This window comes from Bacillus sp. GW821-FHT11D08 (assembly GCF_058808515.1).
On record NZ_JBXARS010000003.1, the window covers coordinates 191,353 to 218,131 of the forward strand.

The following is a 26,779-nucleotide window of genomic DNA, read 5'->3' on the forward strand; positions in this document are numbered from 1 at the left end:
CAGCCGACAGAGAATGTAAATCTATCCATTCTTTATAAAAGTGAATCAAGCGCCTGTTTCACATCCGCCGTTAAATCCTCAGTATCCTCAATACCGACCGAGATCCGCACGAGCCCGTCGGTAATGCCAAGCGCAAGCCGGCGGTCGCGCGGGATCGATGCGTGCGTCATTCTGGACGGCACGGAGATTAAGCTTTCAACCGCTCCTAAACTTTCCGCGATCGTAAACAGGTTCAATTTTTCTAAAAACGCGTCGACGCGTTCGCTGCTGCCGACATCAAAGGAAATCATTCCGCCGAAACCGGAGCTTTGCGCTTTTGTCAGCTCATGGCCCGGGTGTTTCGCTGATCCGGGATAGTAGAGCGTCTGAACGGCATCATGTGCTTCAAGCAGCCCGGCGATTTTTCCGGCGCTGTGATTGATGGCATCCATTCTGAGTCCCAGCGTTTTAATGCCTCTCATCAAAAGCCATGAATCCTGCGGTCCTAAAACGCCGCCCGTTGAGTTTTGCACATAATGAAGCTTTTCGCCCAGTTCTTTATCAGCCGTGACGACTAAGCCGCCGACGACATCGCTGTGGCCGCCGAGATATTTTGTCGCGCTGTGAAGCACGATGTCCGCGCCGAAGCTGAGCGGCTGTTGGAAATACGGCGTGTAAAACGTATTATCGACGATAAGCAATACACCCGCTTCTTTTGCGATGTCAGACATCAGTTTGAGGTCAGTCACTTTCAATAGCGGGTTTGTCGGTGTTTCGATATAAATGGCTTTCGTATTCGGGCGAATGGCCTTTTTGACTTTTTCTTCACTGCTCGTATCGACAAAGTCCGCTTCAATGCCGAAGCGGTTCAGCACGCCTGTCATCACCCGGTAAGTGCCGCCGTATACATCATCCGTCAAAATAACATGATCGCCGCTGTCAAACAGCATCATGACGGCAGTAATCGCAGCCATGCCTGAGCCGAACGCATATCCCGCCGCGCCGCCTTCAAGCTCCGCAATTAAGCTTTCAAGCGCCGTCCGCGTCGGATTGGCCGTTCTTGAATATTCATAACCCGTGTGCTCGCCCGCTTTCGGCTGCCGGTACGTGCTTACTTGATAAATCGGTACGGAAACCGCTCCTGTTTTTTCATCTCCCGTAATTCCTCCGTGCACCATCAGCGTTTTTTTCTTCATCTTACTGGCCTCCTTGAAAAATGTTTTTGCTTATATATCGATCGCTGCCGTCAGGGAAAATAGTGACGATATTTGATCCGGCGGGCGCTTTTTTCGCTTCTTCAAGCGCTGCATAAAGAGCCGCCCCTGAAGAGCTTCCGATTAAGAGGCCTTCTTTCTCGGCCGCTTCTCTGACAAGCGAAAACGCCGTATCGTCCTCCACCGTGTAAATGGCGTCAAAATGGTTCTCGTCCATATAATCCGGGATAAACTCCATGCCGATGCCTTCCGTTTTATGGGCATGCGGCTCTCCTCCGTTCAGGATCGAGCCTTCCGGTTCAACGATCACCGTTTTGACGGCAGGATTTTTCTCCTTTAAATAAGCTGCCGTACCGGCAAAGGTGCCGCCGGAACCCGCTCCTGCGACAAAAGCGTGGATATCCCCGCCGAGCGCGTTCCATATTTCAGGTCCGATCGTTTTGTAGTAAGTCAATGGATTTACTCGGTTTTTAAATTGCAGAACGGCATAAGAATTATTAATCTCTCTCTCCAGTTCAAGCGCTTTTCGGATGGCTCCCTGCATGCCTTCTTCTCTCGGCGTATGCACGATGTCCGCTCCGAGAGCTTTCATAATTTGCTGCTTTTCTCTGCTGAAATGCTCCGGGACGCAAAAAACGGCGCGAAGCTGATGCTTTCTGGCGCACAGAGCGAGTCCGATCCCGGTGTTTCCGGCAGTCGCCTCAATGATAACGCCGCCCGGTTTCACCTTTCCCGTGCGAAGCGCATCTTCAATGAGCATCCCGCCCAGCCTGTCTTTAATGCTTCCGCCCGGATTCATCATCTCAAGCTTAGCATAAACCGCTGTTCCCTCCGGTAGATCAAAATGCTTGAGACGGAGCAGCGGTGTATTTCCGATCAGTTCTGTAATATCTGTTATCACGTTCAATATATGTCCTCCTCCTGGAAAAGCGGAGGAGAACGAGAATCCCCCGCTTAGTGAATTCGTTTGATGACATTCAGGACAAGCTCAGTTGAATGAACGGCAGCCTGTTCTAAAAATTTATCAAATGAAACGTCAGATTCTTTTCCGGCAATATCAGATAAAGCTCTGATGACAACAAAAGGCGTTTTGAACTGGTGGCACACCTGTGCGACAGCCGCAGCTTCCATTTCAACCGCGTACAAATCCGCAAATTTGGCGCGTACGTCTTCAACCCGCTTCGGATCATTCATAAAAGAATCTCCCGTAGCGATTGTGCCTTTGGCGACTTGAATGCCGTTCAGTTCAGAAACCGCTTCCTCAGTAATACTGATCAGCTTTTCATCAGCTTTGTATGCTGCCGGAAGACCCGGCACCTGTCCGTATTCATAGTCAAACGCCGTCACATCTACGTCATGATGGCGGACATCTGTTGAGATGACGACGTCGCCTACATTCAATGTATGATGAAAACCGCCCGCTGAGCCTGTGTTAATCACATAATCAGGTTTGAAACGGTCAAGCAGAAGCGTCGTGCTGATCGCCGCGTTGACTTTCCCGATACCTGATTTCAGCAAGATGACTTCGACGCCTTCATAGCTGCCAGTTGTAAACTCACAGTGAGCGATCATCTCTTGTTTTGCGTCTTTCAGTTTGCTTCTTAAAATCGTAACTTCCTCTTCCATTGCTCCGATGACTGCCAGTTTCATTTATACACAATCCCTTCGATTTACCGTTTAATCGCCTCCATTATCCAGACAAAGTCATTTTGCTGCGTAAACCGCGCGGCAAATCCCTCTTCTGAAAAGATGTTTTTCATTGTCCCGAGTGTCGGATAATGTTCCGTCTTTAAATCGTCCGCTAATTGATGATAGCCGTTTCGGATTGCTTTTTTAATGGCTACATCATAAGCTTCATGATCTTTAAAGACTGTATCGGCAAACACTATTTTATCATGCTTCTGAAGGATTGCGCCATACTGCTTTACAGCCGTTCGCTTTTCTTCATCGGTTAAATGATGAAAGGCGTACGAGCTGACGATGGTATCTATTTGAAAAGGCGGAGCGGGAAACTCCAGAAAATCTCCGTCACTGAACACGGCTTTGTCAGAAAGCTTGTCAGCCGCCAGTTTTCTCATTGACGGAGACGGTTCTACACCAAACACCTTTTTGTTCGCGGCGGCTAATTTCGCCGTTAAATTCCCCGTTCCCGGTCCGAACTCTAAAACGTTTGAACCTGAAAGTGCGACAATGCTGTCAAGAATGTTGTCATATCCTTTAAAAACAGCGGCATATTGTTTGTCAGCCCCGTGCACTGTGGCATCATAAGTCGCTGCCCAATCTTCAAATAAAGGAATAAATTCACGGCCCATATTTTTCACTCTCCATAATTTATAATTCCTATGAGTATAGTATGGATTAATCGTGGAACAGTTCCTATCCTATCACAAAAAAGAATGGAAGGGTACTAAAATACTTTGGGATTATTGCGCAATTACGGCAGAAAGGCTTATACTTTCATTGACTCAGAAGAAAAATCAGGAGGATCTGTACTGATGAATTTTCAATTGGATTTAATCAAAGATAAAGTAGAATTTTTCGAAGCGGCATCTTTGCAGGAGCTTGAAAAGAAAATAAACGTTCAGATTGAAAACAACCAGGCGATTATGCTTCGCGTCCGTTCCGTATCCCATCAGGTGACGGCCGTTGACGGCAGAATCCTTTACAGCGCGTCGGTGCATTTTTCAGCTGACGTATGACAGAAAAAAGCAGCTGAATAATCAGCTGCTTTTTTGCGGTTATTTTAAGGTTTCTACTTTTGTCGGCTTCCAGCCTTTTTTGTCTTTCCAAGTGATGGTGACCTGATACTTTTTGCCGTTCGTTTTGTCTAAAACTTTCCCCTTCGCATCTTGCGGGCTTCCATTGTTTCCGAGCCACAGCACTGTCATATGATCTTTTGACACGCCTGTTGCGTAAGAGATGGCGTCAAGCATTTCGGACCAGTCTTCAGAGCTTGAGTCATACGTCGCCGTATGTTCTCCCGTCTGCTTTGTGCCGACCGCTTTCCATTTTGGGTTAACAATTGTTTTCTCGACATCGCTTGATGAGCCGCCCTCTGTTATTTTTGCGCCTTTAAAAGGATCGCTTGAATCAGAGTCTTTTTTGCTGCTGTCATCACTTTTCGATGAATCATCTTCTTTTTTGCTGTCAGAGTCTGAAGATGAATCAGATGTGTCCTTATCCTGTTTATCTTTTTTGTCATCGTCTGATGCCGTATCTTTTTTGCTGTCTTTTATGTCTTCATCGGATGTCTGCTTCGTCTTGCCTGATGCAGGTGTTTCCTGCTTCTGGCTCGTGTCCGCTTTTTCGCTCACGTCGCTCGACGGACTGTTAATGAAGAGGCTGACGGCAACGACGACAATAAGAATAGATACGATAGCAATTAAAATGTTAAGCACCATATTTGCTTTTCTGCGCTTATCACGGTTTTCAAAACGAGATTGTTTATTGCTCAATCATTCTGCACTCCTTTATCCCTCTTGCTCAGCATATATTTTAACATGGGCTGAGCGGTTGTTCTATGTCTGATTTATTTCATTTTCATGTACCTTTTTAACAATATCATAAAACACTGTATTTGTCAGAGCCTTATCCCCCGGCGTGTCCATGTGCAGCACCACGAGAGCGTATTTCGGCTTGTCCGCGGGAAAGTATCCCGCAAACCATTTGTGGTAAAGCGTCTGTTTTTCTTTTGTGAACATTCCCGTCTGGGCCGTTCCCGATTTGCCTGCTATCTCATACGGCAGGTCCTGAAACCTTCGGCCGGTTCCTTTCGGTGAGGTGACGACTTCTCTGAGAATTTTTTGAAGCTGCTGCGCCGTATATTTGTCGATGTTTTCCCCTTTTAACGGCTGATCTTTGAATGACGCCATTGTCGTTTTGTTTTTGTATTCAATTTTGTCCGCGATTTTGACTTGTTTTTTTTCACCGCCGCGCGCGATCGCCGCCATCATATTGGCGACTTCAAGAGGCGTGACTTTCACGTTTTTTTGCCCGATCGCCGTCTGTGCGACGGCTTTTTTTACGGTTTTGTCTTTGTCATCTCCCCAAATGACCCCGCTTTTTTCATTATACAGCTGCCTGAATCCGTCTTCCCGGTACAGCTTGCCTTCCCACCCCGCCCGCTGGGTGAGACCGAGTTTTTCCGCCATGTTTTCAATAACGGAATCATCTTTTTTGATCAATTTTTCCGCAAGGCTTGTAAACGTATAATTGCAGCTTTGGGCAAAGCTTTCTCCAAAACTGAGCGTGCCTTTGTCATCCCCCGGCTCTCCGTACAGGTTGAGATTGCAGTTAAAGGATGTGCCCGGCTTCACTTCGTTTTGTTCTATTGCGGCTGCGGCGATCACCGTTTTAAATACTGATCCCGGATAAATCGGCGTCAGCATGTAATTTTGCAGTGTCTGCTGCTTTGACATGTCGGCGTCCGGCTTTGATACCATTCCGAGCACACTGCTTTTTTCAATGTCTAAAAGGACGGCTCCCCCCTTTTTTAACCCGCGGTCTTTCAATACATCTTCCATTGCTTTTTGAATATTGCGGTCGATGGAGGTTTTGACTTGCAGCGGATAAAACGCGTTTGCTTCAGCCGTATATTTGACGTCCATTCCGAATAAAGGGTTTCCCCTTCCGTCGACATGATACAAAAGTTTTGTGTCCTGATCCGCCAGTAAAAACTCATCAAACGTCCGCTCCATCCCGCTTGTCCCGATCTTTGCCGTGATCGGCAGTTCCTTCCTGCCGGGGTATTTCTTTTTCAAAAGCTCAGGGTCCTGGTTTGTCGCGCCCAACAGATGAGCGGCTATGTTTGTTTCTTTGCTGTCTTTCATATATACGCCGTAAATGCCGGGATATTTCAAAGAATTGATATTTGACACGGATTGTTTCGTCAAATGTTTTATTTTTCTGCTGTTCAGGACCACCGGTTTTTTCGCTTCCGTGAGCAGCTGCCTGAGCTCCCCCTGTTTCATTCCGAGAATGTCTGATACCCGGTCAACCGGCCAATCCTGCGTCACGAGAAAGGGAAACAGTATGACGGCAGGCTGCTTTTTTCCGGTCAGTTCTTTGCCGTTCCGATCAAGAAAAGAGCCGCGTCCGTCTGAAATAAGGACTTCTTCCGTCCGCTGCTTGACGCTTTCCTGAATCAGATTAATATTGGATTTTGAAAAAGATTCTGTGAAAAACAGCTGAATTTCAGCCAGCCTCGCAAGCAGAAAGAAAAACACGAGCAGAAAACAAATCACGGCCGCTTTCAGCCTTTTTGATACGATCATAAAAAAACACCTCATCCACATTTTGGACGAGGTGTTTCAATGTTAAACGGATCTTATGAAATTTTCACAATTTTCACGAGCATTTCTCCGCCCGGCGTCTGAACTGTCACTTCTTCGTCCACTTTTCTGCCGAGCAGGCTTTTGGCGATTGGCGAGTCGTTTGAAATTTTCCCTTCAAACGGATCAGCTTCAGCGCTTCCGACAATCGTGTAAGATTCTTCTTCACCGTCCGGCAATTCGATGAATGATACGGTTTTTCCCAAACCGACTACATTTGAACCGCCGTCGTCCTCGATGATTTTCGCATTGCGGATCATGTTTTCAAGCGTCGTGATGCGCCCTTCCACAAATGCCTGTTCTTCTTTTGCAGAATCATACTCAGAGTTCTCTGACAGATCTCCGAAGCTTCTTGCGATTTTAATGCGTTCTACTACTTCTTTACGTTTAACCGTTTTCAATTGCTCTAATTCTTGTTCAAGTTTTTGTTTTCCTTCGTGAGTCATCGGAAAAACTTTTTCTTGTGCCATGTTCCTTCACTCCTTGGTGGTTGTCCCTCAACAATAACGTGTGATTATGTATGAGAGCATAAACGAAAAAATCAAGAATGAGAACACAGGGCAGTCCTCGTTCTTCTCTCCCATATAGGTACTGTTTATCTTAAACTGAATGTGTGTTTTCTGCAAATGTTTCGGTTTATAAACAGGGAAAGAAGGGAACTGTCTCATTCCCTTCCAGCCTATACATAATATGGTCTGAGTTATTTATGTCTATGCTATGGTATTACAAAATTGCATTTTGTTCAAGGATCGTTTGAATCTTCGTGACCATCAGATCAATCGCGACGTGGTTTTGCCCGCCTTCCGGAATAATGATGTCCGCGTAGCGTTTCGTCGGTTCAACAAACTGATTGTGCATCGGTCTGACGACGGACACATACTGCTCAATGACAGAATCGATTGAACGGCCTCTTTCGTTAATATCTCTCATAATCCGTCTGATGATACGGAGGTCCGCGTCCGTGTCGACATAAAGTTTCATATCCATGAGGTCGCGAAGCCTTTTATCTTCGAGAACGAGAATGCCTTCCAGAATGATGACATCCTTCGGCTCAACCGGAATGGTTTCCTCAGAACGCGTATGCAGTTTATAATCATAAATCGGCTTTTCTATCGGCCGGTAATTCAAAAGCTCTTGAATATGCTCGATTAAATAGTCATTATCAAATGCGAGCGGGTGATCATAGTTTGTGTTCAGCCTTTCTTCAAACGGAAGATGGCTTTGGTCTTTATAATAAAGGTCTTGCTGGATCATTAAAATCGAGTGTCCTTTAAACTGTTCATAGATGGAACGGGTGACGCTTGTTTTTCCTGATCCGGAACCTCCTGCGATGCCTATAACTACAGGACTCTTACCCATTGGTGATTACTTCCCCTTTCTCATCATGTTGCTCGGATAAATCTTTTTGTCTACTTTAAATGTAACGATTTGCAGGGGATGGCGGGCAGCATCAAGCTCGTTTCCGTCTTCGTCCCAAATAGTGCCGATTGTGAATGTGAAATTGTCGATTTCAGGACCGAAAAATTCCACTTCGTCACCTTGTTTAAAGAAATTGCGCTGCTGGAGCGTCACCATTTGAGTTTCCTCGTTATACGCGAGCACGAGACCGGCAAAATCAAATGTTGTTTTCTTTCCGTGTTCGCCGAACATCTGCTCTTCATACCCGGGCGTGCCTTCAAAGAAAGCAGGCGCGGTATCCCGGTTTGCACATTTGTCCAGCTCATCCAGCCATTCTTTTTGAATGACAAAGTTTTCAGGATCAGCGCAGTATGCGTCGATGACTTTGCGATACACGCTGACAACCGTCGCAACGTAATGAATCGATTTCATCCGGCCTTCAATTTTCAGGCTGTCGATGCCCATCTCGATCATTTGCGGGATGGATTCAATCAATTTTAAATCTTTCGGGCTCATCGCAAACGGAGCGTCTTCTTCGTCATAGAGCGCGACCGCGTTTGCACCGTCTGTCTGATACAGGTCATAATCCCAGCGGCAGGACTGACAGCAGCCGCCGCGATTGGAATCCCGGGCCGTCATGTGATTGCTCAGCACGCATCGGCCTGAATAAGCGATACACATGGCGCCGTGGATAAAGGTTTCAATTTCAATATCCACCTTTTCCTTCATTTCTTTAATTTCCAGTCCGCTCGTTTCACGGGCAAGCACCACGCGGTCAAGCCCTTCTTCTTTCCAGAACTGCACCGCTTTCCAGTTGGAAAGGGACTGCTGTGTGCTGAGGTGAATTTCTACGTCCGGGGCCACTCTCCGGCATGTTTCAATAATCAGCGGATCAGCGACGATAATTCCGGCAACTTTTGCGTCTCCCAACGCTTTTAAGTATTCTTCCAGACCGTCCATATTTTCATTATGGGCGAAAATGTTTGTTGTCACATATATTTTTGCCCCGTATTTTTTGGCAAATTCTACGCCCTCTGCAATTTCTTCTATTGAGAAGTTATCCGCATTTGAGCGGAGTCCGTATTCCTGTCCTCCGATAAAAACCGCGTCCGCTCCGTAATGAACGGCAATTTTTAATTTTTCAAGGTTTCCTGCCGGAGCAAGGAGTTCAGGTTTTTTCGTAATGACGCGTTTTCCGTTTACGACTTTGGAAATGGTTTGATTTACGGCTGTCATCCGTTGCACCCTCCTTTTTAATAGACCGTTTCTTTAAAGAAGAATCCTGTGTCGATGCTTCTGTTCACAGGCTGAATGCTTTCAATCCGCTCTATCCAGCTCTCTTTTTTCTCTTCGTATGTCTCTCGGCTTTCGAAGCACAAATCGATTGCTTCTCTGTACATGCGGGTCACTTCAGTTAAGTATTCAGGAGACTTCAAAACTCCGTCGATTTTGAAAGAATCGATGCCGGCGTCCATCAGGTCCTCTAATTCATCAATCATGCACACATCGTTCGGGCTCATGATGTGCGTGCCGTTTTCATCTTCAAAAATCGGGTATTTATTGCCCCGTTCCTTGTCATGCAGAAACATCCCCGCTTCTTTTTTCTTCTGTTCGATGTCCATGACTTTACCCTGGTATTCGAAGTAATGGCCCACTAAAGAACGCTTCGATTGGAACATGCACGTCATGCCGTGGATTTGAATTTCAATTTCCACTTCGGCGTTTTCTTTTATGTCAATGATGCTGTCCATATTTAATTCCTTAGCCAGCACTGCCCGCCGTGCGCCTTTGCGTCCCCAGTAATTGCAGGAATAGTAGTTGGTTCCCGTTGTTTCCGTGCTCCAATGCAGTTTAAGCTCGGGAGCCGCTTCACGCGCCGCCATTAAAACGGCCGGGTCACCGAAAACAGCCGCATCAACGCCGGCCTCCTGCAAAAAGGCAAGATAGCCGTTCAGCTCGTCCACTTTTTCGTTGTGAAAAATAGCATTGACGGCGGCGTACACTTTCGCGCCTTCCTGATGAGCTGTCTTTACGGCTTCTTTTATATCTTCTCTTGAAAATTCACCGGCCAGTCTCAGGCCGTATCTCTGTTCTCCGACCAACAGGGCCGTTGCGCCCGCTTGAATGAGCGGAAGAATATCCTGTACAGAAGTCGGAGTCACCAAAAGTTCAGGTTTTTTCATGATCCTTCACCTCTTCTTTTTACTGATGGCGATGCCGTCTCCGACCGGCAGTATGACCGTTTGATAGTCAGGCCGGTCCATCAGCCATTGGTTATATTGATCAATTTTTTCAACAAGCTTCCGTCTTCTTTTCGGCTCAATGTCCGAGTGATTTTGTGCCACCAGCCCTTTAAACAGAACATTGTCCGTAAAAATGACTCCATCCGGCGCAAGCATCGGTTCATAGAGCTCAAAAAAGTTCGTGTACTGGCCTTTGGCCGCGTCGATAAAAATGGCATCATAAGGAGCCGTGACACGGACAGACTCAGAAAGATCCAGCGCATCCCCGTGCATTACGTGAATCCGGTTTTCCATTTCAAAGTCTTTTATATTGTTCACAGCTTCTTCATAGCGTTTGTCGTCCCGTTCAATCGTGTAAATATTCGCATCCGGAAGCTCAAGCGCCATCCGGATGGCGGAATATCCGATTGCCGCGCCGATTTCCAAAATGTTTTTCGCCTGTTGAATCGACAGCATTTGAAGCAGCACTTCAATGCCCGCTTCTTCCATAATCGGAACATGGTGCTCTTTTGCATAGGCTTCAAGCTTTTTCACTTTATCAGGCCGAGGCTTCAGCATCGCGTTTATATACTCGTTTATTTGTTCATACCGATCATTCACGGCAAACAGCCTCCGTTCTAAAAAGGAGTGCCCCTGACGAATCCGCGGGGACACTCTCTTAAGACACTTCTTTATCCATAAGTAAACAACCCGATATATTTTATCATAAAACCTTTCAGAATGGAATAAAAGGAGAGCTTTTGCCCTCCTTTTATTCGCTGTCTTTTTTGGAAATATACTTTTCCTTCGCTTTATTATGGTCTTTTAATGTTTTGGTGAAAACAACCTCGCCGTTTGATTTTGCAAGGAAATAGAGATAATCCGTTTTGTCAGGGCGGAGAGCCGCTTCCCATGATGAATCACCGGCATTTGCAATCGGTCCCGGCGGCAGCCCCTTATGTTTATACGTATTAAACGGAGAATCAATTTTCAGGTCTTTGTAGTAGACCCGGCTTTTATGCTTACCGGCCGCATATAATACCGTCGGGTCAGTCTGCAGCGGCATTTTTTCTGCAAGCCTGTTGTAAAAAACGCTGGCGATTTTGTGACGGTCGGCTTTGGCGGTGGCTTCTTCTTCAATAAGTGATGCCATCGTCAGCGCGTTATGGACGGAAAGTTTCTTTTTTTCCAGTTCAGATTTATACGTTTCGATACGGGTGTTTGTTTCCTGAACCATTGCCGTCAAAATCGTGTCAAGCGATGCATCCGGATCATTAAACGGATATGTGGCCGGATACAGATAGCCTTCGAGCGGATGCTTGAGCTTCTTGTTTGAAAGTGCGTCCGTTATCGTATCAGGAAACTGTTTCTTCAGTTTGCCGATGAATGTTTTGTCATCCAGTTTCGCCATGATCTCTTCTTTTGAATATGATGTTTCTTTTGCGATCGCATCCGCAATCTGTGTAAGCTGTTTTCCTTCAGGAACGGAGATCTGAAAGGCATATCCCGTTGATCCCGCGGTCAGTTTTTTGATAATCGCATCCGCATCCATTCCTTTATTCAGGTGGTAAAATCCCGCCTGAAACCCGGAAGCGCCTTTATACTTCACATACAGCTGAAATGCTTTTTTGCTTTTGATGACATGCTGATCCTCAAGAATTTCAGCGATTGCCGAAACGGAAGAACCGCTCGGAATATTAATATTGACTGCCGTTTTGCTGCCTTTGTCAACCGGGGACAGCAGAGATTTTCCATAGAAAAAAGCACCGCAAATGATGATAAGCAGAGCGATCACGGAGGACAGTATTATCGTCGTTTTTTTGTTTTTACGCGGAAATGAATGTTTAGTCTGATTGATATTCATACAAGTATTTTCCTCCCAACAGCTCTTATACTACATGATTCATGTGCATTCGGCAATTTATTACAAAAAAAAGCCGAAGCGCATATGCGCTCCGGCTTTTTCCGTTCATTTTATTCTTCGTCTTCTTCCGCTAAAAACGTGTTCAGCGTTTCTTCGATCATTTCCCACTCTTCATCGGTTTCAATCGGCATCAGTTCGCCGTCTTCACCGTTTTCGTTCGGTTCGAAGCTTGAAGCGTGAATTTCGATTTCATCATCGTCTTGAGCATCAATCGGATAATAAAGTACGTAAGATTTGTTGAATGTGTCGTTTTCAAATGTGAACAGCACTTCGCAAAGCTGTTCGTTGCCTTGATCATCGACAATTGTAATGTGTTTTTCGCCGTGTTCCATTTTTTTCACCTCTTAGTTTAAACTGTCCAGATATCCTTGAAGGATCATGACAGCCGCCATTTTATCAATGACTTTTTTTCGTTTTTGCCTGCTGACGTCAGCCGCGATCAGCATTTTTTCAGCCGCCATCGTCGTCAGACGCTCGTCCCACAGCACAACAGGGACATTGTACGCTGTTTCAAGCAGTTTCGCAAATGTTTGGCTGGCTTCGCCTCTCGGACCGATCGTCCCGTTCATGTTTTTCGGAAAACCGAGCACGATCTTCTCTACATTATAGTCTTTCATCAGCTCGGATAAACGGTCCAGACCGTAATCTCCTTCAGCCTCGTTTATTTTTATCGTCTCAATGCCTTGAGCGGTCCAGCCCATTTCATCGCTTAAAGCTACGCCGAGTGTTTTCGTTCCAAGATCAAGTCCCAATATTCTCATGAATGTATTTACGCCTCTTTATGCTGTTCTAGATAGGATTTTACCAATTCCTCGATTAATTCGTCACGTTCCAGTTTGCGAATTAAGTTCCGGGCGTCGCGATGCCTAGGAATGTATGCAGGATCTCCAGACAGCAAGTATCCGACAATCTGGTTGATAGGATTGTACCCCTTTTCCTGAAGCGCATCATATACCGTATTCAGCACTTCTTCGACGTTTGTTTCAGCAGAATCATCGGAGAAATTAAATTTCATCGTTTTATCAAACGAGCTCACCGTTTTGCACCTCTTTCCCAAATTCGCAGGCAAAGTTCAGCCTGAGGTCCTCATCTTATCATCATTCTACACTACTTGAAAGGATTATAAAACGGATTTTATCCAATCTTCCGCAGATGCCAGCGCCTCTTCCAATTTTTCAGGCTGCTTTCCGCCGGCCTGCGCCATGTCCGGACGGCCTCCGCCTCCGCCTCCGCAGACTTCAGCCGCTTGTTTGACCATTTTGCCGGCATGAAGGCCTTTTTCGATCAGGTCTTTCGTCACGCCTGCTGAAAGGTTGACTTTCTCATTTTGCACGGCGCCGAGAATGATGACCGCAGAACCGAGCTTCGCTTTCAGATCATCCACCATAGTGCGAAGGTGGTTCATGTCTTTCGCATTTACTTTTTCAGCCAGCACTTTTACGCCGCCGATGTCTTTTACTTTAGACAGAATGGCTCCGGCTTCCACATTGCCAAGTTTGCTGAGCAATGATTCATTTTCTCTTTGCGCTTCCTTCAGCTCCGCTTGAAGAGACTGAATTCGCTTCGGTACGTCTTTTACGTTTGATTTCAGCTCGTCCGCAGCGTGCTGCAGAAGGCTGAGCTGGCTGTTCATTTCCTGATAAGCGCCTTTTCCTGTTACGGCTTCAATTCTTCGCGTCCCTGCGCCGATCCCTGATTCGGATACGATTTTAAACAGGCCGATTTCAGCCGTATTCGTGACATGGCATCCGCCGCAAAGCTCAAGGCTGTAATCTCCGACTTGTACGACGCGGACAATATCGCCGTATTTCTCGCCGAACAGGGCCATCGCGCCCATTTCTTTCGCTTCATTGATCGGTTTCAAATCAATCGCTACCGGAATGCTCTCCCAGATTTTTTCGTTGACGATTCCTTCAATGCGTTCAAGTTCTTCTTTCGTCACTTGACCGAAATGAGAGAAGTCAAAACGCAGGCGATTTTCGGTAACGAGTGAACCCGCTTGGTTGACATGTGTGCCGAGAACGTCTTTCAGCGCCTGGTGCAGGAGGTGGGTTGCCGTATGGTTTTTCACCACGCCGCTTCTCATTTGATCTTCAACTTCAGCCGTCACGCTTGCGCCTTTTTGAATCGTGCCGCTAGCCACCGTGCCTTCGTGTACATGCTGACCGTTCGGAGCTTTTTTCACGTCTTTAATGGTTACGACAGCCTGCTCGCTTCTCAGCACTCCTCTGTCACCGATCTGTCCGCCGCTTTCAGCATAGAAAGGCGTTTTGTCAAGAAGGATTTGGACGGTATCCCCTTCATGCGCCTCACTGATTAATTGCCCGTCATGAAGAAGCTCGATCACCTTCGCTTCAGCTTTTACAGCACTGTAGCCGACAAATGTGCTTTCTGCGGTAATGTCGCGCAATGCGCCGCCCTGAACCTGCATGCTTCCTACATCTTGGCGCGCATTTCTCGCCCGTTCACGCTGTTTTTCCATTTCGGCTTCAAAGCCTTTATGGTCAACCGTCATTTGCTCATCTTCCGCGTATTCCTCCGTCAATTCAACCGGGAATCCGTACGTATCGTACAGTTTGAATACGTCTTTTCCGGAGATGATGCCGCTGCCTTTTTCCTTCTCTTTCTTTATCACGTCGGATAAAATGGCCAGACCTTCGTTTAATGTTTCGTGGAAGCGCTCTTCCTCCGTTTTGATGACTTTGGCGATAAACTCTTGCTTTTCTTTCACCTCCGGATAGAAAGCGTCCATAATTCCTGCAACAGTCGGTACTAGCTCATACATAAACGGACGGCTGATACCGATGGTTTTCGCGTATCGCACTGCCCGGCGCAAGAGGCGTCTCAGTACATACCCGCGCCCTTCATTCGACGGCAGAGCTCCGTCGCTTACCGCAAATGCGACCGTTCTGATATGATCGGCGATCACTTTAAAGGCCGTATCCTTCACTGCGTCCTTTCCGTAAGCATCTCCGGAAATGCGCTCTGTTGCTTCAATAATCGGCATAAACAAATCAGTGTCAAAGTTTGTCGGGACATCCTGAATCACGGAGACCATCCGTTCAAGCCCCATGCCCGTATCAATGTTTTTCTTCGGAAGCGGTGTGTACGTGCCGTCCGGGTTGTGGTTGAACTCTGAGAATACCAGGTTCCATACTTCAAGATAGCGATCATTTTCGCCGCCCGGATACAATTCAGAATCTGACGGGTCATTGCCGTATTTCTCGCCGCGGTCATAGAAAATTTCCGTATTCGGTCCGCTCGGGCCTTCGCCGATATCCCAGAAGTTCCCTTCCAGACGGATGATTCTTTCTTCCGGAACGCCGATTTTTTCCGCCCATAGCGTATAAGCTTCTTCATCCTCAGGGTGAACCGTTACAGACAGCAGCTCCGGATCAAAGCCGATCCACTTTTCGCTCGTTAAAAACTCCCATGCCCACGTGATCGCTTCTTCTTTAAAATAATCACCGATGGAAAAGTTTCCGAGCATCTCAAAGAACGTGTGGTGGCGCGCCGTTTTCCCCACATTTTCAATATCATTTGTTCGGATTGATTTTTGCGCGTTTACAATTCTCGGATTCTCCGGCACAACGCGGCCGTCAAAGTATTTTTTCAGCGTCGCAACGCCGCTGTTGATCCATAATAAAGACGGATCTTCATGCGGAACCAATGAGGCGCTCGGTTCAACGGCATGGCCTTTTTCTTTAAAGAAATCTAAAAACATTTGACGCACTTCAGCAGAAGTTAAGTGTTTCATCTATATTCCTCCTTATCACTACCCGAAATTCTCTTTTGCGACAGCAAAAAAGCTCTCTCCCTATGCAAACCATGCGTTCACACAGGGACGAGAGCTGTCTCGCGGTACCACCCTGATTACAGGCCGAAAAAGGCCTGTCACCTTTCATCCCGTAACGCAGGACTGCGGCAGCCTTTAACTGCACTCAGGATTAGCTTCGGCCGATCTTCTGCTGAAGCTCCTTTCAGCGTATCGGAGCTTCTCTCTTAAACAGGGCTTCGGCGTACTCATATCCGTCACTCGAGATTCGTATGTATTCTACTCGAAATTATAGACAAGCAGAACCCGAATGTCAATGTTCCGTCCTGATCCGCAAAAAGTGTATGGCCGTCACTTTTAAAACGGCTGCCGCCGGAACAGCGAGAATCATGCCGGGAATGCCCGCGAGCTCTCCTCCGGCAAGGAGCGCCAGCATGATCACGACGGGATGCATTCTGAGACTGCGCCCGACAATAAGCGGGCTCAAAATGTTTCCTTCTATAAATTGCAGAATAAAAATCGTGACGATTACGATGATCACAGCTTTAGCAGAAATCGCCAACGCAAGGAGCAACGCCGGTACAGCGCCGATAAACGGACCGAAATACGGGATGACATTCGTAATCCCGATGGCAAGGCCCAAAATCAGCGGGTAAGGAAGCCCGAACAGCCAAAATGAAACGCCGGCTATTAGCCCGAGCAAAAAACAAACGAGAAGCTGACCGCGGATGTAATCACCGAGAGAGTCGTCTACATCCCGCAGAAATTCACTCCCCCTTTTTCTCCAGGACTTCGGCGTCAAATACCAGACTGTCTTTTTCATGACGTCTATATCCTTCACCATATAGAACACGAGAAAAGGAATCGTCGCCGCGATCAGGATATAATCAAGCACGAAACGGATGCTTCTGATCGTGCTTTCAATCGTGCCGGCAAGAAACGTTTCTGTCTGCTGAATCATTTTGTCCATTCGATGGTGCATGCCGTCAGGCCAATGATCCGTGTGATTATGCAGATGCTTCAGCATGCTGTTGTAGTTTTTGGCAAGACCGGGAATGCTCTCAGAAAGATCCTGCAGCTGTTCAATTAAAACAGGAACCCCTTTATAAACCCCCCAGCCGATTCCGCCGAAAAACAGGCAATAAATCAGAAGCAGGCTTAAAGTTCTAGGCATCCCTTTTCTATGAAGCCATTCAGTAATCGGAAGTAAAAGATAAGCAATAAATACTGCGATGAATATAGGAATAAAGAGAGATTTTATAACAAGCCAAATGGGAGACCATAACATATCGAGCATGCAAAAGACATACACTGTTAACAAAACGAGCAGACATACAGCCGTCCACATTAAGAGCTGCAGCGGTTTTTGAAGCATGACGTTTCACCTCTTGCTTTATCTTTTGACAGAAAGCCGGAATTATTCCCGTTTCGTAAACTCCGCCTTATGACGCAGACCTCTTGACGGAAATAATTATCAGAAATTACTAAATAATCTAAATAATATTCATAAAAATCTGTATAACCATCGTAATGTGTTAAAGGATTTCAAAAACTGTCCAGTCAATATGACTCATGTTTTTTAAGGAGGATGGCCATGATTTCATTTCAGGATGTAAATAAGCACTACGGACATTTCCACGTGCTGAAAAACATTAATCTGCACATTAAAAAAGGGGAAGTCGTCGTTATCATCGGACCTTCAGGATCGGGAAAAAGCACGCTTCTCCGCTGCATTAATCAGCTGGAAACAGTTGATGGAGGCGCCTTAACGGTAAACGGCGTCTCCATCCATGACAAGAAAACGGATATAAATAAGGTCCGCCGCAATATCGGCATGGTGTTCCAGCATTTTCATCTGTACCCGCACAAAACCGTTCTGCAAAACATCATGCTCGCACCGATCAAAGTGCTTAAGCAATCAAAAGAAGAAGCAAAAGAAACGGCCTTATACTATTTGAAAAAAGTCGGTATACCGGAAAAAGCGGACGCTTATCCTTCACAGCTTTCGGGCGGCCAGCAGCAGCGTGTCGCCATCGCCAGGGGGCTTGCGATGAAGCCCGAAATTATGCTGTTTGATGAACCCACATCCGCGCTTGACCCGGAAATGATCGGGGAAGTGCTGGATGTCATGAAAACACTCGCAAAGGAAGGCATGACCATGGCAGTCGTCACACATGAAATGGGATTCGCAAAAGAAGTGGCGGACCGCATCGTGTTTATCGACGGCGGAGCCATCTTAGAAGAAGCTGCACCGGCTGAATTTTACGAAAGCCCCCGTGAAGAGAGGGCGCGTTTATTCTTAAGCCGTATTTTAAATCACTGAAAAGAAACGGAGGAGTGCTTATGTCACGTGTAACAAAATGGCTGTCATTCGGATTGATATCACTGCTGGCCGTCTTTATGCTGGCCGCCTGCGGAGGGAAAGAAACGTCCGGAGATTCAAAAGGAACGGGAAAAGACACGTTAGCCTCTATTAAAGACAGAGACAAAATCATCTTCGGCGTCAAAACCGACACGAGGTTATTCGGGCTGAAAAACCCAAGCTCCGGTGATATTGAAGGCTTCGATATTGATATCTCAAAACAGCTCGCAAAAGATATTCTGGGGGATGAGAAGAAAGCGGAATTTAAAGAAGTGACGTCAAAAACGAGAATTCCGATGCTGCAAAACGGCGATATCGATGCCATCACCGCCACGATGACGATAACGGATGAGCGGAAAAAAGAAGTTGATTTCTCAGATGTTTATTTTGAAGCCGGGCAATCCCTGCTCGTCAAAAAAGGAAGCAGCATCAAAAGCACCGAAGACCTGGGAAAAGGCTCAAAAGTATTGGCGGTAAAAGGCTCTACTTCCTCACAAAACATCAGAGAAAAAGCGCCTGACGCCTCAGTGCTGGAATTTGAAAATTACGCCGAAGCGTTCACTGCGCTTAAAGCGGGACAGGGAGATGCGCTCACAACCGATAATGCGATTTTATACGGCATGGCAGATGAAAATAAACAATATCAGCTGACAGGCGAAACCTTCACCGATGAACCTTACGGAATCGCCGTCAAAAAAGGCCAATCCGGACTCATCAAGGAAATCAACGCCTCTTTGAAAAAAATGAAAGCCGACGGCAGGTACGAAAAAATCTATAAAAAATGGATTAAAGAAGAACCGGCAAAATAGAAAGGACCGCGGGATGAGCAGGCATGCTCATCCCCGTTTTATAAGGAGTGACATAGATGAACTTTTCAATTTTAACGGAAAACTTCGATATGTATATGGACGGTTTCCTGCACACATTGCTTGCGAGCTTCATCGCGCTGGCAGGCAGCTTTGCGCTGGGCGTTCTGATCGCAGTCATGAGAATCACGGCTTTCAAACCCCTTCAATGGATCGGCACTGCGTATGTGGAATTTATCCGCAACATCCCGCTTCTCCTCATCACATTCGTTTTTTATTTCGGACTTCCGAACGCCGGGCTGAGATTGGACGGCTTTCAGGCGGGAACGATTGCGCTTACGATATACACGTCGGCCTTTATCGCAGAAGCCATCAGAGCCGGAATTCAGACTGTCTCCAAAGGGCAGATGGAAGCGGCCAGATCGTCAGGCTTCACCTACAGTCAGGCGATGAGATACGTCATTCTTCCTCAGGCCGTAAAAATCGTGATTCCCCCGCTCGGAAACCAATTTCTCAACCTTGTCAAAAACTCATCAATACTCGGAGTGGTGGCGGGACTCGATTTGATGTATCAGGCGGATCTCGTTTCCTCAAGCACTCTTGTCGTGTTTGATGTCTATATTTTCGTCGCGCTTTTTTATTTGATAGTAACGATCCCGCTCAGCATCGGGGTTCACTATTTGGAAAGACATCTCGGAAAGAGTTATTAGAGAAGGAGAGTGAAAAACATGGATTTTAGCGGCGCCTATACACCTGACCATCTGCTGTTTTTATGGGACGGCTTTTTGGTCACACTTTATGTTGCGCTGATCTCCATTGTCCTGAGTTTTATTTTCGGGCTTGCCGCCGGCACTTTGCGCTATGCGAAAATTCCTATCGTCTCGGGCATTATAGCGGCCATTGTGGAAACCATCCGCAACCTGCCGCTGTTATTAATCATTTTCTTTACGTTTTTTGCCCTACCGGAAATCGGGATCAAACTGGAAATTACCGCGGCCGCCATTACGGCGCTGACGATTTTTGAATCGGCCATGCTGTCAGAAATCATCAGAAGCGGTTTGCAATCCGTTGACAAAGGACAGATTGAAGCGGCGCGTTCTTCAGGACTGACGTACACGCAGACTCTTTTTCTCGTCGTCATGCCGCAGGCGCTCAGGCGTATGGTTCCTCCGATTGTGAGCCAGTTTATCTCCTTATTAAAGGATACGTCACTTGCGGTCGTCATCGCTCTGCCCGAACTGATTCATAACGCGCAGATCTTAAACGGACAAAGCGCTGACGGAGGATATTTTTTCCCGATCTTTCTGCTGGCAGCCCTGATGTATTTCGCGGTCAATTACAGCCTGTCTCTCGCAGCCAGCCGGCTGGAAGCGAGACAAACGTAAAAAGGATACTTCCGGAGAAGTATCCTTTTTTCTGCTTAAAACATTTTCATGACTCGTCTTCTCATCCGTTTCATACCTTTTTTATTCAGCATATCGGACTGAGAAGCCATACGATACATAACGGCTCCAGCTCCTAAAGCCAACAGAGAGGTCATTGTTCTGCCCATCGCGCGTATCTCCTTTCAACTTTAAAAATTGATACTGCGTTCGTCTTCAGAAAACAAATCATCAAGACTGCTTAACGTGCCGTCTTCCTCTACTTGATGTGTCGCAATTTTGCCTTTGGCTACCGTCAGCTCAATGAAGCAGCCCCAGCAATAGTATTGGTTTACGCCGATTTTGCCGATATCTTTACTTTTGCAGTTCGGACATACAAGCACAGACTACACCTCTTATCCGTTCAGGACGATGCCTTCTTTCCCCGCTTCAATAAGCGTATCGGCGGCGCGGCGCACTTGGCGTCTGCCAGCCAGATCTGAAAAGAAGCCGTCCGAGAGTTCATATGCTACGATTATGCCCCTGTCCAAACAAAAGTATACATCTTCCAGCAAACCGAACATTTCACCATCAGGCGATTTCACCGGCTGCATCTTAATCTGTTCAAAGGTGAAACAGCTCTTCGGCAAAGGCTGCAAATGAGCATGACCGGCAGCTACGGCTTCTTGATCCATCTCTTTTATATCACTTGCCTCTAAAAAAAGATGGCGGTTATGAAACAGGCGTTTCTGCTCCAGCACGAAACCGAGAAACCGGCCGTCCAGAGAGAAACATACATCCGATATCATCCCGAGACTGCGCCCGGTGTTTTCGTCATATACTGTTCGTCCTTCAGCTGCATGGCATGTTCTCAAAGTGTGATCAACCACCTTTTGTTGAACACGTATAGGTTTTGCCAAGAAGCCGGGCAGCATACTTTGAAATGACTTCCACAGGCGAAAACCCGGCGCTTGTTTATGCTCCGGGTTTTATTTACGCTTTTTCTTCCATAAAGTCAAACGGCGTGATGCCTTCCATTCCGATGTTCGCATCATATACACTGAACGGCAGCTCTTTTTGCAGGGCGGCCAGTTCTGCATCCATCTCTTCAGTCTGCTCTGTGAGCCTGTTTTTAAGCGATGTCTGTCTGACGGTGGCATCATTGTTTTTGACGCCCCATTCAAGCGCTTCTTCTTCTCCGCAAAGAATCAGAAATTTTTTCGCCCTTGTAATGGCGGTATAAAGCAGATTTCTCCTGAGCATTCGATAGTAGCCTTTGACGACAGGCAGGACGACAATCGGGAATTCGCTTCCCTGCGACTTATGAATCGAACAGCAGTACGCGTGGGTAAACTGGCTGAAATCCTTTTTCGTAAAGGTGATTTCGTTGCCGTCAAATGAGACGACGACCATGTCTTCTTTTTCCGTATTTTCTTTGGCATAAAAAATGGATACGATTTCGCCGATATCGCCGTTAAACACATTGTTTTCCGGCTGGTTGACAAGCTGCAATATTTTATCGCCCGTCCTGTAGACGACATCTCCGAATTTCAGCTCCCGCCTTTTTTCTTTCGGCGGATTCATGATGTCTTGAAGAAGCATATTCAGCTCGTTAATTCCCGCTTTTCCCCTGTACATCGGGGCAAGCACTTGAATATCCCTGGAGGTATACCCCTTTTTTAACGCGTTCGAGACGACCTGATCCACGACTTCTTTAATCTGTGAAGAATTACAGCGGATAAATGAGCGGTCCTTTGTCGGCGCGGTCAGCCCCTTTGGAAGCAGTCCTTTTTTCATATCATGCGCAAGTTCCACAATGGATGATCCTTCAGCCTGACGGTAAATATCTGTCAGGCGCACGGTCGGCAGCACCTCAGAAGCCAAAAGGTCTCTGAGCACCTGCCCCGGTCCTACTGAAGGAAGCTGGTCTTCATCACCGACGACAATGAGCTGAATGTGCTTAGGAAGCGCCTTAAACAAATGGCTGGCGAGCCAGATATCGAGCATACTCGCTTCGTCTATAATGATCAGTTTCCCTTCTATCGGCTGATCTTCATTGTAGGTAAAGCCTTCAGCGCCATTCCAGCCGAGCAGCCTGTGTATCGTAACAGCCGGCAGACCCGTAGATTCGCTCATCCGTTTTGCGGCTCTTCCGGTCGGCGCGGCAAGCAGCACCGGGAACGCCTCGTCTTTTTTATAATCACCGGGGTCAAGCGATACTCCGTGCAGTTCACTGTATAATTCCACGATTCCTTTAATAACGGTCGTTTTCCCCGTCCCAGGTCCTCCGGTCAGTAAAAGCATCGGTGAAGACAGCGCTTTTTGAATGGCATCCTTTTGGCTTGGTGCGTATTGAACATTCATCCGTTCTTCCAGTTCACCGAGTGCAAGCAGAAATTCCGATTCAGGAAATTGATCGGCATACTCCGTTTGAGCCGCAATGTCGAGCACGCGTTTTGCGACATTTTGTTCGGCGTAAAACAAGGACGGAAAATAGCAGCGTTCTCCTTCTATGACGATATCCTTACTCTCCCCGAGGGCGATGATGCCGTCAGCCGCATCCATTTCCGTGACGCGGCCGCCTTCAGCTGACTGATTCAGGAGCGTTTGCGTATTGATTATCAGCTGCTTTGTTTCTATGTACGTATGGCCCTCTGAAAGACAGGTCGATTCAATTGTATATAAGATAGCCGCTTTGATCCGCTCCGGGTGGTTTCCTGACAGACCCATTTTTCCGCCCAGCTCGTCAGCTTTCACAAAGCCGATGCCTTCAACGTCTTTTACAAGCTGATAAGGATTTTCCTGAATTTTCTCCAGTGTTTCCGTTTCGTAGGCCTGATATATTTTCATGGATAGCTGGGGCCCGAAACCGTATTGGTTCAGAGAGATCATAATCTGCTCAAGCCCCTGATGCCGCTGCAGCTCTCCGGCAAGCTTATCCGCTTTCTTTTTCGACATTTTCGGCACATCGTAAAGCACCGACGCATCCGTCAGAATTTTATTGAGCGCGCCGTCTCCGAGCTTTTTGACGATTTCTTCCGCCGTTTTTTTTCCGATTCCTTCAAACAGATCACTTGATAAATAGTGAATGATCCCTTCTTTTGTGGTCGGAATTTCTTTTTTAAAGTGCTCAGCCTGAAATTGCAGGCCGAACTTAGGATGCGTGGCGGTTTTTCCGTAAAATGTGTAGGTCTCATCTTCTTGCAGCAGAGGGAAGTAGCCCGTTACGGATACGACCTTGTCTTCGATCGCCTCAGACGTTTCTGCAACCTTGACTTTCAGCACTGTATACAGGTTGGTGTCATTGTGATAAATGACCGTATGAATGACGCCTTTTACATACGGCTGTTCTTCGATGTTCAGCTGATCCACGAGCCTTCCCTCCTTTTGTTATGACTGGGTGATAAGCTGTTTCGCATGAAGCGCAAGCATATGATCAGGCTGTATGCCGATTGCGCCTTCCAGCATCTCAAGCGCCTTTTCACGATTTTCTTTGTACGCGTAAGCGACCCCGGCATTATAAAATGCGTCCGCGTGGCTTGGGTCCTGCTCGATCACCGTCTCAAACTGCGCCAGAGCTTCATCCAGCATTTCTTCGTTTGCGAGGCACATTCCGAACTGGAAGCGTGCTTCCGTGTCATTTTCATTTAATTCAACGGCACGCTGCAAATATGGCAGTGCAAGCTTCGGCCGCTCTAATTTAACGAGAACGGTCCCCAGCATATAAAACAAATCTCCGTTTTCCATTCCGGAGCGAAGCGCTTTTTCAAACATATCCTTCGCTTCGGAAAACGATTCTTTCATCACATATACGTTTCCCGCACCGTAATAAGCGGCTGCCGCCGAATTGTCCAATTCGAGGGCTCTGTTATAGAATGCAAGCGCCCGTTCGAGTTCGTTCACAGAAGAAAGCAGATTTGCGAAGTTGATATACGGCACCGGATCTTGACCGTTTTCCTCAATCGCTTTCGTAAAAGCCTCCGCCGCTTTTTCAAAATCGCCCTCCTGCATGGCGTCAATCCCGATTTTATTATAATCCATTTTTAACTTCCTTTCGCTAAAAAACCCCAACATGCGAGTTGAGGTTTTTTACATGTATTATACGTACCACAGTTTTGTTCCGTCTTTATAAACGTCATCTATCGTTCCGCCGCCGAGGCACTCTTCTCCGTCATAAAAAACGACGGCTTGTCCCGGCGTAACGGCGCGTACCTGCCCGTCAAAAATGACTTCCGCTTCATCATCACCCGTCATTTTCACCGTTACTTTGTGATCTTCCTGACGGTAGCGGAATTTCGCCGTGCATGTCATTTCGCCGCCGTCCATCAGACCGGAACGCGTCCAGCTGACATTTGTCGCCGTGATCTTATCGGAATACAGAAGCGGATTATGGAATCCTTGATCAACATACAGAATGTTTTTTTCAAGATCTTTACCGACGGCGAACCACGGCTCGCCGCTTCCGCCGATTCCAAGACCGTGGCGCTGTCCGATAGTATAATACATCAGACCGTCATGACGCCCTTTTACTTCTCCGTCCATTGTCATCATATCGCCCGGCTGAGCGGGGAGATATTGGCTGAGAAACGTTTTGAAGTTGCGTTCGCCGATAAAGCAGATTCCCGTGCTGTCTTTTTTCGCAGCTGTCGCAAGTTCCGCTTCTTTGGCGATTTCCCGCACGCGGCTTTTTTGCAGATCACCGATCGGGAACATGACTTTACTGAGCTGTTCCTGATTGAGCTGATTCAGAAAATAAGTCTGGTCCTTGTTTTCATCCAGACCGCGGAGCATGCGCACTGTACCTGCGCTTCTGTCCACGCGGGCGTAATGGCCCGTCGCAAGATAATCCGCGCCGAGTGACAGAGCATGATCCAAGAAAGCCTTAAACTTAATTTCTTTATTGCACATGACATCCGGATTGGGGGTTCTTCCGGCTTTATATTCATCAAGGAAATATTGAAATACCTTTTCCCAATATTGCTTCTCAAAATTGACGGCATAATACGGAATTCCGATTTGGTTGCAGACCCGGATGACGTCTTCATAATCTTCCGTCGCCGTGCAAAAACCGTTTTCGTCCGTATCATCCCAGTTTTTCATAAAGATTCCGATTACATCGTAGCCCTGCTCCTTCAGCAGAAGGGCCGCCACGGAAGAGTCCACGCCGCCGGACATGCCGACTACGACTCTTGTATCCTCCGGCCGTTTTTCCATTTGCATTCACTCCATTAAAAACGTAAGTCCGCCGTTTTAAGCAAGCCGTTTAACGACGGCGGCAAGCTTTTCGGCGGCTGTTTCGATTTGTTCCGCCGTATTGCCGAGGCCGAAGCTGAGGCGGATTGACGAAGTCAGCCTGCCGCTCTCACTTCCGAACATGGCCGTAAGCACATGGGACGGAAGAACGGATCCCGCTGTACAAGCAGATCCGCTGGAGACGGCAATGCCTTCCATGTCAAGATTGACCAGCAGCGCTTCCACCGGCACACCGGGAAAGTAAAGGTTTAAAATATGAGGCAGGCATTTCTCGGCATCTCCGTTCACCTCCGCTGTGACGCCGGATTTTTCCAGCGTGCTCATGATAATGTTCTTAAACTCCTTATACTTCGCTGTTTTCTCTTCCCTCTCACGGTTTGAAAGGACGACCGCTTCTTTTAAACCCGCGATGCCCGGTACATTTTCCGTCCCCGCGCGGCGCTTTCGTTCCTGCTCTCCCCCGAGAAGAATCGGTGACAGCTTCACCTCTTGATTTACATATAAAAAGCCTGTCCCTTTAGGCCCGTTAAGCTTGTGACCGGAAACAGACAGCATGTCAATTCTGCTTTTTTTCACGTCAATCGGCATATAACCGAATGCCTGGACGGCATCTGTGTGAAAATAGGCCTGATGCCCGCTTAACAGCTCTCCGATTTCGTCAATCGGCTGAATGGTACCGACTTCGTTATTGCCATACATGACGGTAACAAGGATTGTATCATCACGGAGCGCTTCTTTCACCTGATTTGCACTGATCCGTCCTGAAGGGCCGGGGATGAGGTATGTCACCTCAAAGCCGTCTTCTTCCAGCTTTTCGCAGGCGTGCAATACAGCATGATGCTCAATAGCGGTCGTAATGATATGCTTTCCTTCATTCTTCCGGGCGGCAGCCGTTCCGAAAATCGCTAAATTATCAGCCTCCGTGCCGCCGCTTGTGAAAATAATTTCCTGTTCTTTCGCACTGATTTCGCGCGCGATGTCCGCTCTCGCTTCATCGACCCATTTCCGGGATTCTCTTCCGAATGAATGAATGCTTGACGGGTTGCCGAAACTGCCGAAGAAATGGGGCTTCATCTCTTCGAGCACACGCTCATCCATCGGGGAAGTCGCGGCATGATCTAAATAAATCCGTTCCATTGTCTGTACACCTCTGGT

29 protein-coding genes and 1 other annotated feature are annotated in these 26,779 nt (G+C 47.2%); of the genes, 5 read left to right on the forward strand and 24 right to left on the reverse strand.

Annotation, left to right across the window (positions count from 1 at the left end):
- Positions 1 to 32: 32 nt before the first annotated feature.
- Genes AC1RRX_RS07890 through AC1RRX_RS07905 form a run of 4 tightly spaced genes read right to left on the reverse strand, consistent with a single transcriptional unit; the run spans position 33 to position 3,505 of the window.
- Positions 33 to 1,175: a bifunctional cystathionine gamma-lyase/homocysteine desulfhydrase gene (locus tag AC1RRX_RS07890; protein WP_007408221.1), complete on the reverse strand. Its 1,143-nt coding sequence runs from the start codon at positions 1,173 to 1,175 to the stop codon at positions 33 to 35.
- Between the two features lies 1 nt (position 1,176).
- A complete protein-coding gene (locus AC1RRX_RS07895; protein WP_007408220.1) occupies positions 1,177 to 2,100 on the reverse strand; it encodes an O-acetylserine dependent cystathionine beta-synthase in 924 nt (307 codons plus the stop codon).
- A 47-nt stretch (positions 2,101 to 2,147) separates the two neighbouring features.
- Complete coding sequence (mtnN, locus tag AC1RRX_RS07900; RefSeq protein WP_003152774.1) at positions 2,148 to 2,843, reverse strand: 5'-methylthioadenosine/S-adenosylhomocysteine nucleosidase; 696 nt, start codon at positions 2,841 to 2,843, stop codon at positions 2,148 to 2,150.
- A 20-nt stretch (positions 2,844 to 2,863) separates the two neighbouring features.
- A complete protein-coding gene (locus AC1RRX_RS07905) occupies positions 2,864 to 3,505 on the reverse strand; it encodes a class I SAM-dependent methyltransferase (RefSeq protein ID WP_015240278.1) in 642 nt (213 codons plus the stop codon).
- A 183-nt stretch (positions 3,506 to 3,688) separates the two neighbouring features.
- Between AC1RRX_RS07905 and AC1RRX_RS07910 the strand changes: the two genes are divergently transcribed.
- Positions 3,689 to 3,892 (forward strand): YrzA family protein, encoded by a 204-nt coding sequence (locus AC1RRX_RS07910; RefSeq protein ID WP_003152771.1) that lies wholly within the window; start codon positions 3,689 to 3,691, stop codon positions 3,890 to 3,892.
- 39 nt (positions 3,893 to 3,931) lie between these two features.
- Here the strand turns inward: AC1RRX_RS07910 and AC1RRX_RS07915 are convergent, their stop codons facing one another.
- The 13 genes from AC1RRX_RS07915 to AC1RRX_RS07975 all read right to left on the reverse strand — a co-directional run bounded on the left by AC1RRX_RS07915 (position 3,932) and on the right by AC1RRX_RS07975 (position 17,217).
- Positions 3,932 to 4,648: a YrrS family protein gene (locus AC1RRX_RS07915; RefSeq protein ID WP_015240279.1), complete on the reverse strand. Its 717-nt coding sequence runs from the start codon at positions 4,646 to 4,648 to the stop codon at positions 3,932 to 3,934.
- 63 nt (positions 4,649 to 4,711) lie between these two features.
- Positions 4,712 to 6,466, reverse strand: a complete 1,755-nt coding sequence (locus AC1RRX_RS07920) for a peptidoglycan D,D-transpeptidase FtsI family protein (RefSeq protein ID WP_015240280.1) — start codon at positions 6,464 to 6,466, stop codon at positions 4,712 to 4,714.
- Positions 6,467 to 6,519: 53 nt separating this feature from the next.
- Positions 6,520 to 6,993, reverse strand: coding sequence for a transcription elongation factor GreA (gene greA, locus AC1RRX_RS07925; RefSeq protein ID WP_003152766.1), 474 nt, complete (start codon positions 6,991 to 6,993; stop codon positions 6,520 to 6,522).
- 253 nt (positions 6,994 to 7,246) lie between these two features.
- Positions 7,247 to 7,882, reverse strand: a complete 636-nt coding sequence (gene udk / locus AC1RRX_RS07930; protein ID WP_003152763.1) for a uridine kinase — start codon at positions 7,880 to 7,882, stop codon at positions 7,247 to 7,249.
- 6 nt (positions 7,883 to 7,888) lie between these two features.
- Positions 7,889 to 9,157: a peptidase U32 family protein gene (locus AC1RRX_RS07935; RefSeq protein WP_003152759.1), complete on the reverse strand. Its 1,269-nt coding sequence runs from the start codon at positions 9,155 to 9,157 to the stop codon at positions 7,889 to 7,891.
- A gap of 17 nt (positions 9,158 to 9,174) precedes the next feature.
- Positions 9,175 to 10,104 (reverse strand): peptidase U32 family protein, encoded by a 930-nt coding sequence (locus AC1RRX_RS07940; protein WP_007408214.1) that lies wholly within the window; start codon positions 10,102 to 10,104, stop codon positions 9,175 to 9,177.
- Between the two features lie 6 nt (positions 10,105 to 10,110).
- On the reverse strand, positions 10,111 to 10,764 hold the full coding sequence (locus AC1RRX_RS07945; RefSeq protein WP_007408213.1) for an O-methyltransferase: 654 nt from the start codon (positions 10,762 to 10,764) through the stop codon (positions 10,111 to 10,113).
- Positions 10,765 to 10,915: 151 nt separating this feature from the next.
- A complete protein-coding gene (gene mltG / locus AC1RRX_RS07950; RefSeq protein ID WP_015240281.1) occupies positions 10,916 to 12,007 on the reverse strand; it encodes an endolytic transglycosylase MltG in 1,092 nt (363 codons plus the stop codon).
- 110 nt (positions 12,008 to 12,117) lie between these two features.
- Positions 12,118 to 12,399 (reverse strand): DUF1292 domain-containing protein, encoded by a 282-nt coding sequence (locus AC1RRX_RS07955; RefSeq protein ID WP_003152751.1) that lies wholly within the window; start codon positions 12,397 to 12,399, stop codon positions 12,118 to 12,120.
- A gap of 12 nt (positions 12,400 to 12,411) precedes the next feature.
- Positions 12,412 to 12,828: a Holliday junction resolvase RuvX gene (ruvX, locus tag AC1RRX_RS07960; protein WP_003152750.1), complete on the reverse strand. Its 417-nt coding sequence runs from the start codon at positions 12,826 to 12,828 to the stop codon at positions 12,412 to 12,414.
- Positions 12,829 to 12,836: 8 nt separating this feature from the next.
- Positions 12,837 to 13,103, reverse strand: coding sequence for an IreB family regulatory phosphoprotein (locus tag AC1RRX_RS07965; RefSeq protein WP_012118070.1), 267 nt, complete (start codon positions 13,101 to 13,103; stop codon positions 12,837 to 12,839).
- Between the two features lie 84 nt (positions 13,104 to 13,187).
- Positions 13,188 to 15,824 (reverse strand): alanine--tRNA ligase, encoded by a 2,637-nt coding sequence (alaS, locus tag AC1RRX_RS07970; RefSeq protein WP_007408211.1) that lies wholly within the window; start codon positions 15,822 to 15,824, stop codon positions 13,188 to 13,190.
- Positions 15,825 to 15,904: 80 nt separating this feature from the next.
- Positions 15,905 to 16,112 (reverse strand) — a binding site (T-box leader).
- A 43-nt stretch (positions 16,113 to 16,155) separates the two neighbouring features.
- On the reverse strand, positions 16,156 to 17,217 hold the full coding sequence (locus AC1RRX_RS07975; RefSeq protein ID WP_007408210.1) for an AI-2E family transporter: 1,062 nt from the start codon (positions 17,215 to 17,217) through the stop codon (positions 16,156 to 16,158).
- Positions 17,218 to 17,436: 219 nt separating this feature from the next.
- On the opposite strand from AC1RRX_RS07975, the gene AC1RRX_RS07980 reads away from it, so the two are divergent.
- Genes AC1RRX_RS07980 through AC1RRX_RS07995 form a run of 4 tightly spaced genes read left to right on the forward strand, consistent with a single transcriptional unit; the run spans position 17,437 to position 20,395 of the window.
- The gene (locus tag AC1RRX_RS07980) at positions 17,437 to 18,165 is read left to right on the forward strand and encodes an amino acid ABC transporter ATP-binding protein (RefSeq protein ID WP_007408209.1); all 729 of its coding nucleotides are present in this window, start codon (positions 17,437 to 17,439) and stop codon (positions 18,163 to 18,165) included.
- A gap of 20 nt (positions 18,166 to 18,185) precedes the next feature.
- The gene (locus AC1RRX_RS07985; RefSeq protein ID WP_007408208.1) at positions 18,186 to 19,013 is read left to right on the forward strand and encodes a transporter substrate-binding domain-containing protein; all 828 of its coding nucleotides are present in this window, start codon (positions 18,186 to 18,188) and stop codon (positions 19,011 to 19,013) included.
- A 56-nt stretch (positions 19,014 to 19,069) separates the two neighbouring features.
- Positions 19,070 to 19,720 carry an amino acid ABC transporter permease gene (locus AC1RRX_RS07990; RefSeq protein ID WP_015240286.1) on the forward strand — a complete coding sequence of 217 codons (651 nt, stop codon included), beginning with the start codon at positions 19,070 to 19,072 and terminating at the stop codon, positions 19,718 to 19,720.
- A gap of 18 nt (positions 19,721 to 19,738) precedes the next feature.
- Positions 19,739 to 20,395 carry an amino acid ABC transporter permease gene (locus tag AC1RRX_RS07995; protein WP_053103958.1) on the forward strand — a complete coding sequence of 219 codons (657 nt, stop codon included), beginning with the start codon at positions 19,739 to 19,741 and terminating at the stop codon, positions 20,393 to 20,395.
- A gap of 35 nt (positions 20,396 to 20,430) precedes the next feature.
- Here the strand turns inward: AC1RRX_RS07995 and AC1RRX_RS08000 are convergent, their stop codons facing one another.
- The 7 genes from AC1RRX_RS08000 to AC1RRX_RS08030 all read right to left on the reverse strand — a co-directional run bounded on the left by AC1RRX_RS08000 (position 20,431) and on the right by AC1RRX_RS08030 (position 26,761).
- On the reverse strand, positions 20,431 to 20,562 hold the full coding sequence (locus tag AC1RRX_RS08000) for a YrzQ family protein (RefSeq protein WP_003152741.1): 132 nt from the start codon (positions 20,560 to 20,562) through the stop codon (positions 20,431 to 20,433).
- A gap of 21 nt (positions 20,563 to 20,583) precedes the next feature.
- Entirely contained in the window at positions 20,584 to 20,775 is a 192-nt protein-coding gene (locus tag AC1RRX_RS08005) for a YrzR-like zinc ribbon domain (protein WP_003152738.1), read from the reverse strand.
- Positions 20,776 to 20,787: 12 nt separating this feature from the next.
- Positions 20,788 to 21,246: a PRC-barrel domain-containing protein gene (locus AC1RRX_RS08010; RefSeq protein ID WP_007408205.1), complete on the reverse strand. Its 459-nt coding sequence runs from the start codon at positions 21,244 to 21,246 to the stop codon at positions 20,788 to 20,790.
- A 118-nt stretch (positions 21,247 to 21,364) separates the two neighbouring features.
- Complete coding sequence (gene recD2 / locus AC1RRX_RS08015) at positions 21,365 to 23,743, reverse strand: SF1B family DNA helicase RecD2 (RefSeq protein WP_007408204.1); 2,379 nt, start codon at positions 23,741 to 23,743, stop codon at positions 21,365 to 21,367.
- A gap of 18 nt (positions 23,744 to 23,761) precedes the next feature.
- Positions 23,762 to 24,382 (reverse strand): tetratricopeptide repeat protein, encoded by a 621-nt coding sequence (locus tag AC1RRX_RS08020; RefSeq protein ID WP_088461189.1) that lies wholly within the window; start codon positions 24,380 to 24,382, stop codon positions 23,762 to 23,764.
- An 87-nt stretch (positions 24,383 to 24,469) separates the two neighbouring features.
- On the reverse strand, positions 24,470 to 25,585 hold the full coding sequence (gene mnmA, locus AC1RRX_RS08025; RefSeq protein WP_015417906.1) for a tRNA 2-thiouridine(34) synthase MnmA: 1,116 nt from the start codon (positions 25,583 to 25,585) through the stop codon (positions 24,470 to 24,472).
- 36 nt (positions 25,586 to 25,621) lie between these two features.
- A complete protein-coding gene (locus tag AC1RRX_RS08030) occupies positions 25,622 to 26,761 on the reverse strand; it encodes a cysteine desulfurase family protein (RefSeq protein ID WP_007408201.1) in 1,140 nt (379 codons plus the stop codon).
- Positions 26,762 to 26,779 lie beyond the last annotated feature (18 nt).

What these genes read in the sequence shown, in the direction of transcription:
- AC1RRX_RS07980 (WP_007408209.1), top strand. Translation starts at nt 17,437, where the DNA reads ATGATTTCATTTCAGGATGTAAATAAGCACTACGGACATTTCCACGTG.
- mltG (WP_015240281.1), bottom strand. Translation starts at nt 12,007, where the DNA reads ATGAATATCAATCAGACTAAACATTCATTTCCGCGTAAAAACAAAAAA.
- AC1RRX_RS07940 (WP_007408214.1), bottom strand. Translation starts at nt 10,104, where the DNA reads ATGAAAAAACCTGAACTTTTGGTGACTCCGACTTCTGTACAGGATATT.
- AC1RRX_RS07955 (WP_003152751.1), bottom strand. Translation starts at nt 12,399, where the DNA reads ATGGAACACGGCGAAAAACACATTACAATTGTCGATGATCAAGGCAAC.
- mtnN (WP_003152774.1), bottom strand. Translation starts at nt 2,843, where the DNA reads ATGAAACTGGCAGTCATCGGAGCAATGGAAGAGGAAGTTACGATTTTA.
- AC1RRX_RS07910 (WP_003152771.1), top strand. Translation starts at nt 3,689, where the DNA reads ATGAATTTTCAATTGGATTTAATCAAAGATAAAGTAGAATTTTTCGAA.
- AC1RRX_RS08030 (WP_007408201.1), bottom strand. Translation starts at nt 26,761, where the DNA reads ATGGAACGGATTTATTTAGATCATGCCGCGACTTCCCCGATGGATGAG.
- greA (WP_003152766.1), bottom strand. Translation starts at nt 6,993, where the DNA reads ATGGCACAAGAAAAAGTTTTTCCGATGACTCACGAAGGAAAACAAAAA.
- mnmA (WP_015417906.1), bottom strand. Translation starts at nt 25,585, where the DNA reads ATGGAAAAACGGCCGGAGGATACAAGAGTCGTAGTCGGCATGTCCGGC.
- AC1RRX_RS08000 (WP_003152741.1), bottom strand. Translation starts at nt 20,562, where the DNA reads ATGGGCAGAACAATGACCTCTCTGTTGGCTTTAGGAGCTGGAGCCGTT.
- AC1RRX_RS07990 (WP_015240286.1), top strand. Translation starts at nt 19,070, where the DNA reads ATGAACTTTTCAATTTTAACGGAAAACTTCGATATGTATATGGACGGT.
- udk (WP_003152763.1), bottom strand. Translation starts at nt 7,882, where the DNA reads ATGGGTAAGAGTCCTGTAGTTATAGGCATCGCAGGAGGTTCCGGATCA.
- AC1RRX_RS07995 (WP_053103958.1), top strand. Translation starts at nt 19,739, where the DNA reads ATGGATTTTAGCGGCGCCTATACACCTGACCATCTGCTGTTTTTATGG.
- AC1RRX_RS08020 (WP_088461189.1), bottom strand. Translation starts at nt 24,382, where the DNA reads ATGCAGGAGGGCGATTTTGAAAAAGCGGCGGAGGCTTTTACGAAAGCG.
- AC1RRX_RS07905 (WP_015240278.1), bottom strand. Translation starts at nt 3,505, where the DNA reads ATGGGCCGTGAATTTATTCCTTTATTTGAAGATTGGGCAGCGACTTAT.
- AC1RRX_RS07975 (WP_007408210.1), bottom strand. Translation starts at nt 17,217, where the DNA reads ATGCTTCAAAAACCGCTGCAGCTCTTAATGTGGACGGCTGTATGTCTG.
- AC1RRX_RS07935 (WP_003152759.1), bottom strand. Translation starts at nt 9,157, where the DNA reads ATGACAGCCGTAAATCAAACCATTTCCAAAGTCGTAAACGGAAAACGC.
- AC1RRX_RS07985 (WP_007408208.1), top strand. Translation starts at nt 18,186, where the DNA reads ATGTCACGTGTAACAAAATGGCTGTCATTCGGATTGATATCACTGCTG.
- AC1RRX_RS07920 (WP_015240280.1), bottom strand. Translation starts at nt 6,466, where the DNA reads ATGATCGTATCAAAAAGGCTGAAAGCGGCCGTGATTTGTTTTCTGCTC.
- alaS (WP_007408211.1), bottom strand. Translation starts at nt 15,824, where the DNA reads ATGAAACACTTAACTTCTGCTGAAGTGCGTCAAATGTTTTTAGATTTC.
- ruvX (WP_003152750.1), bottom strand. Translation starts at nt 12,828, where the DNA reads ATGAGAATATTGGGACTTGATCTTGGAACGAAAACACTCGGCGTAGCT.
- AC1RRX_RS07890 (WP_007408221.1), bottom strand. Translation starts at nt 1,175, where the DNA reads ATGAAGAAAAAAACGCTGATGGTGCACGGAGGAATTACGGGAGATGAA.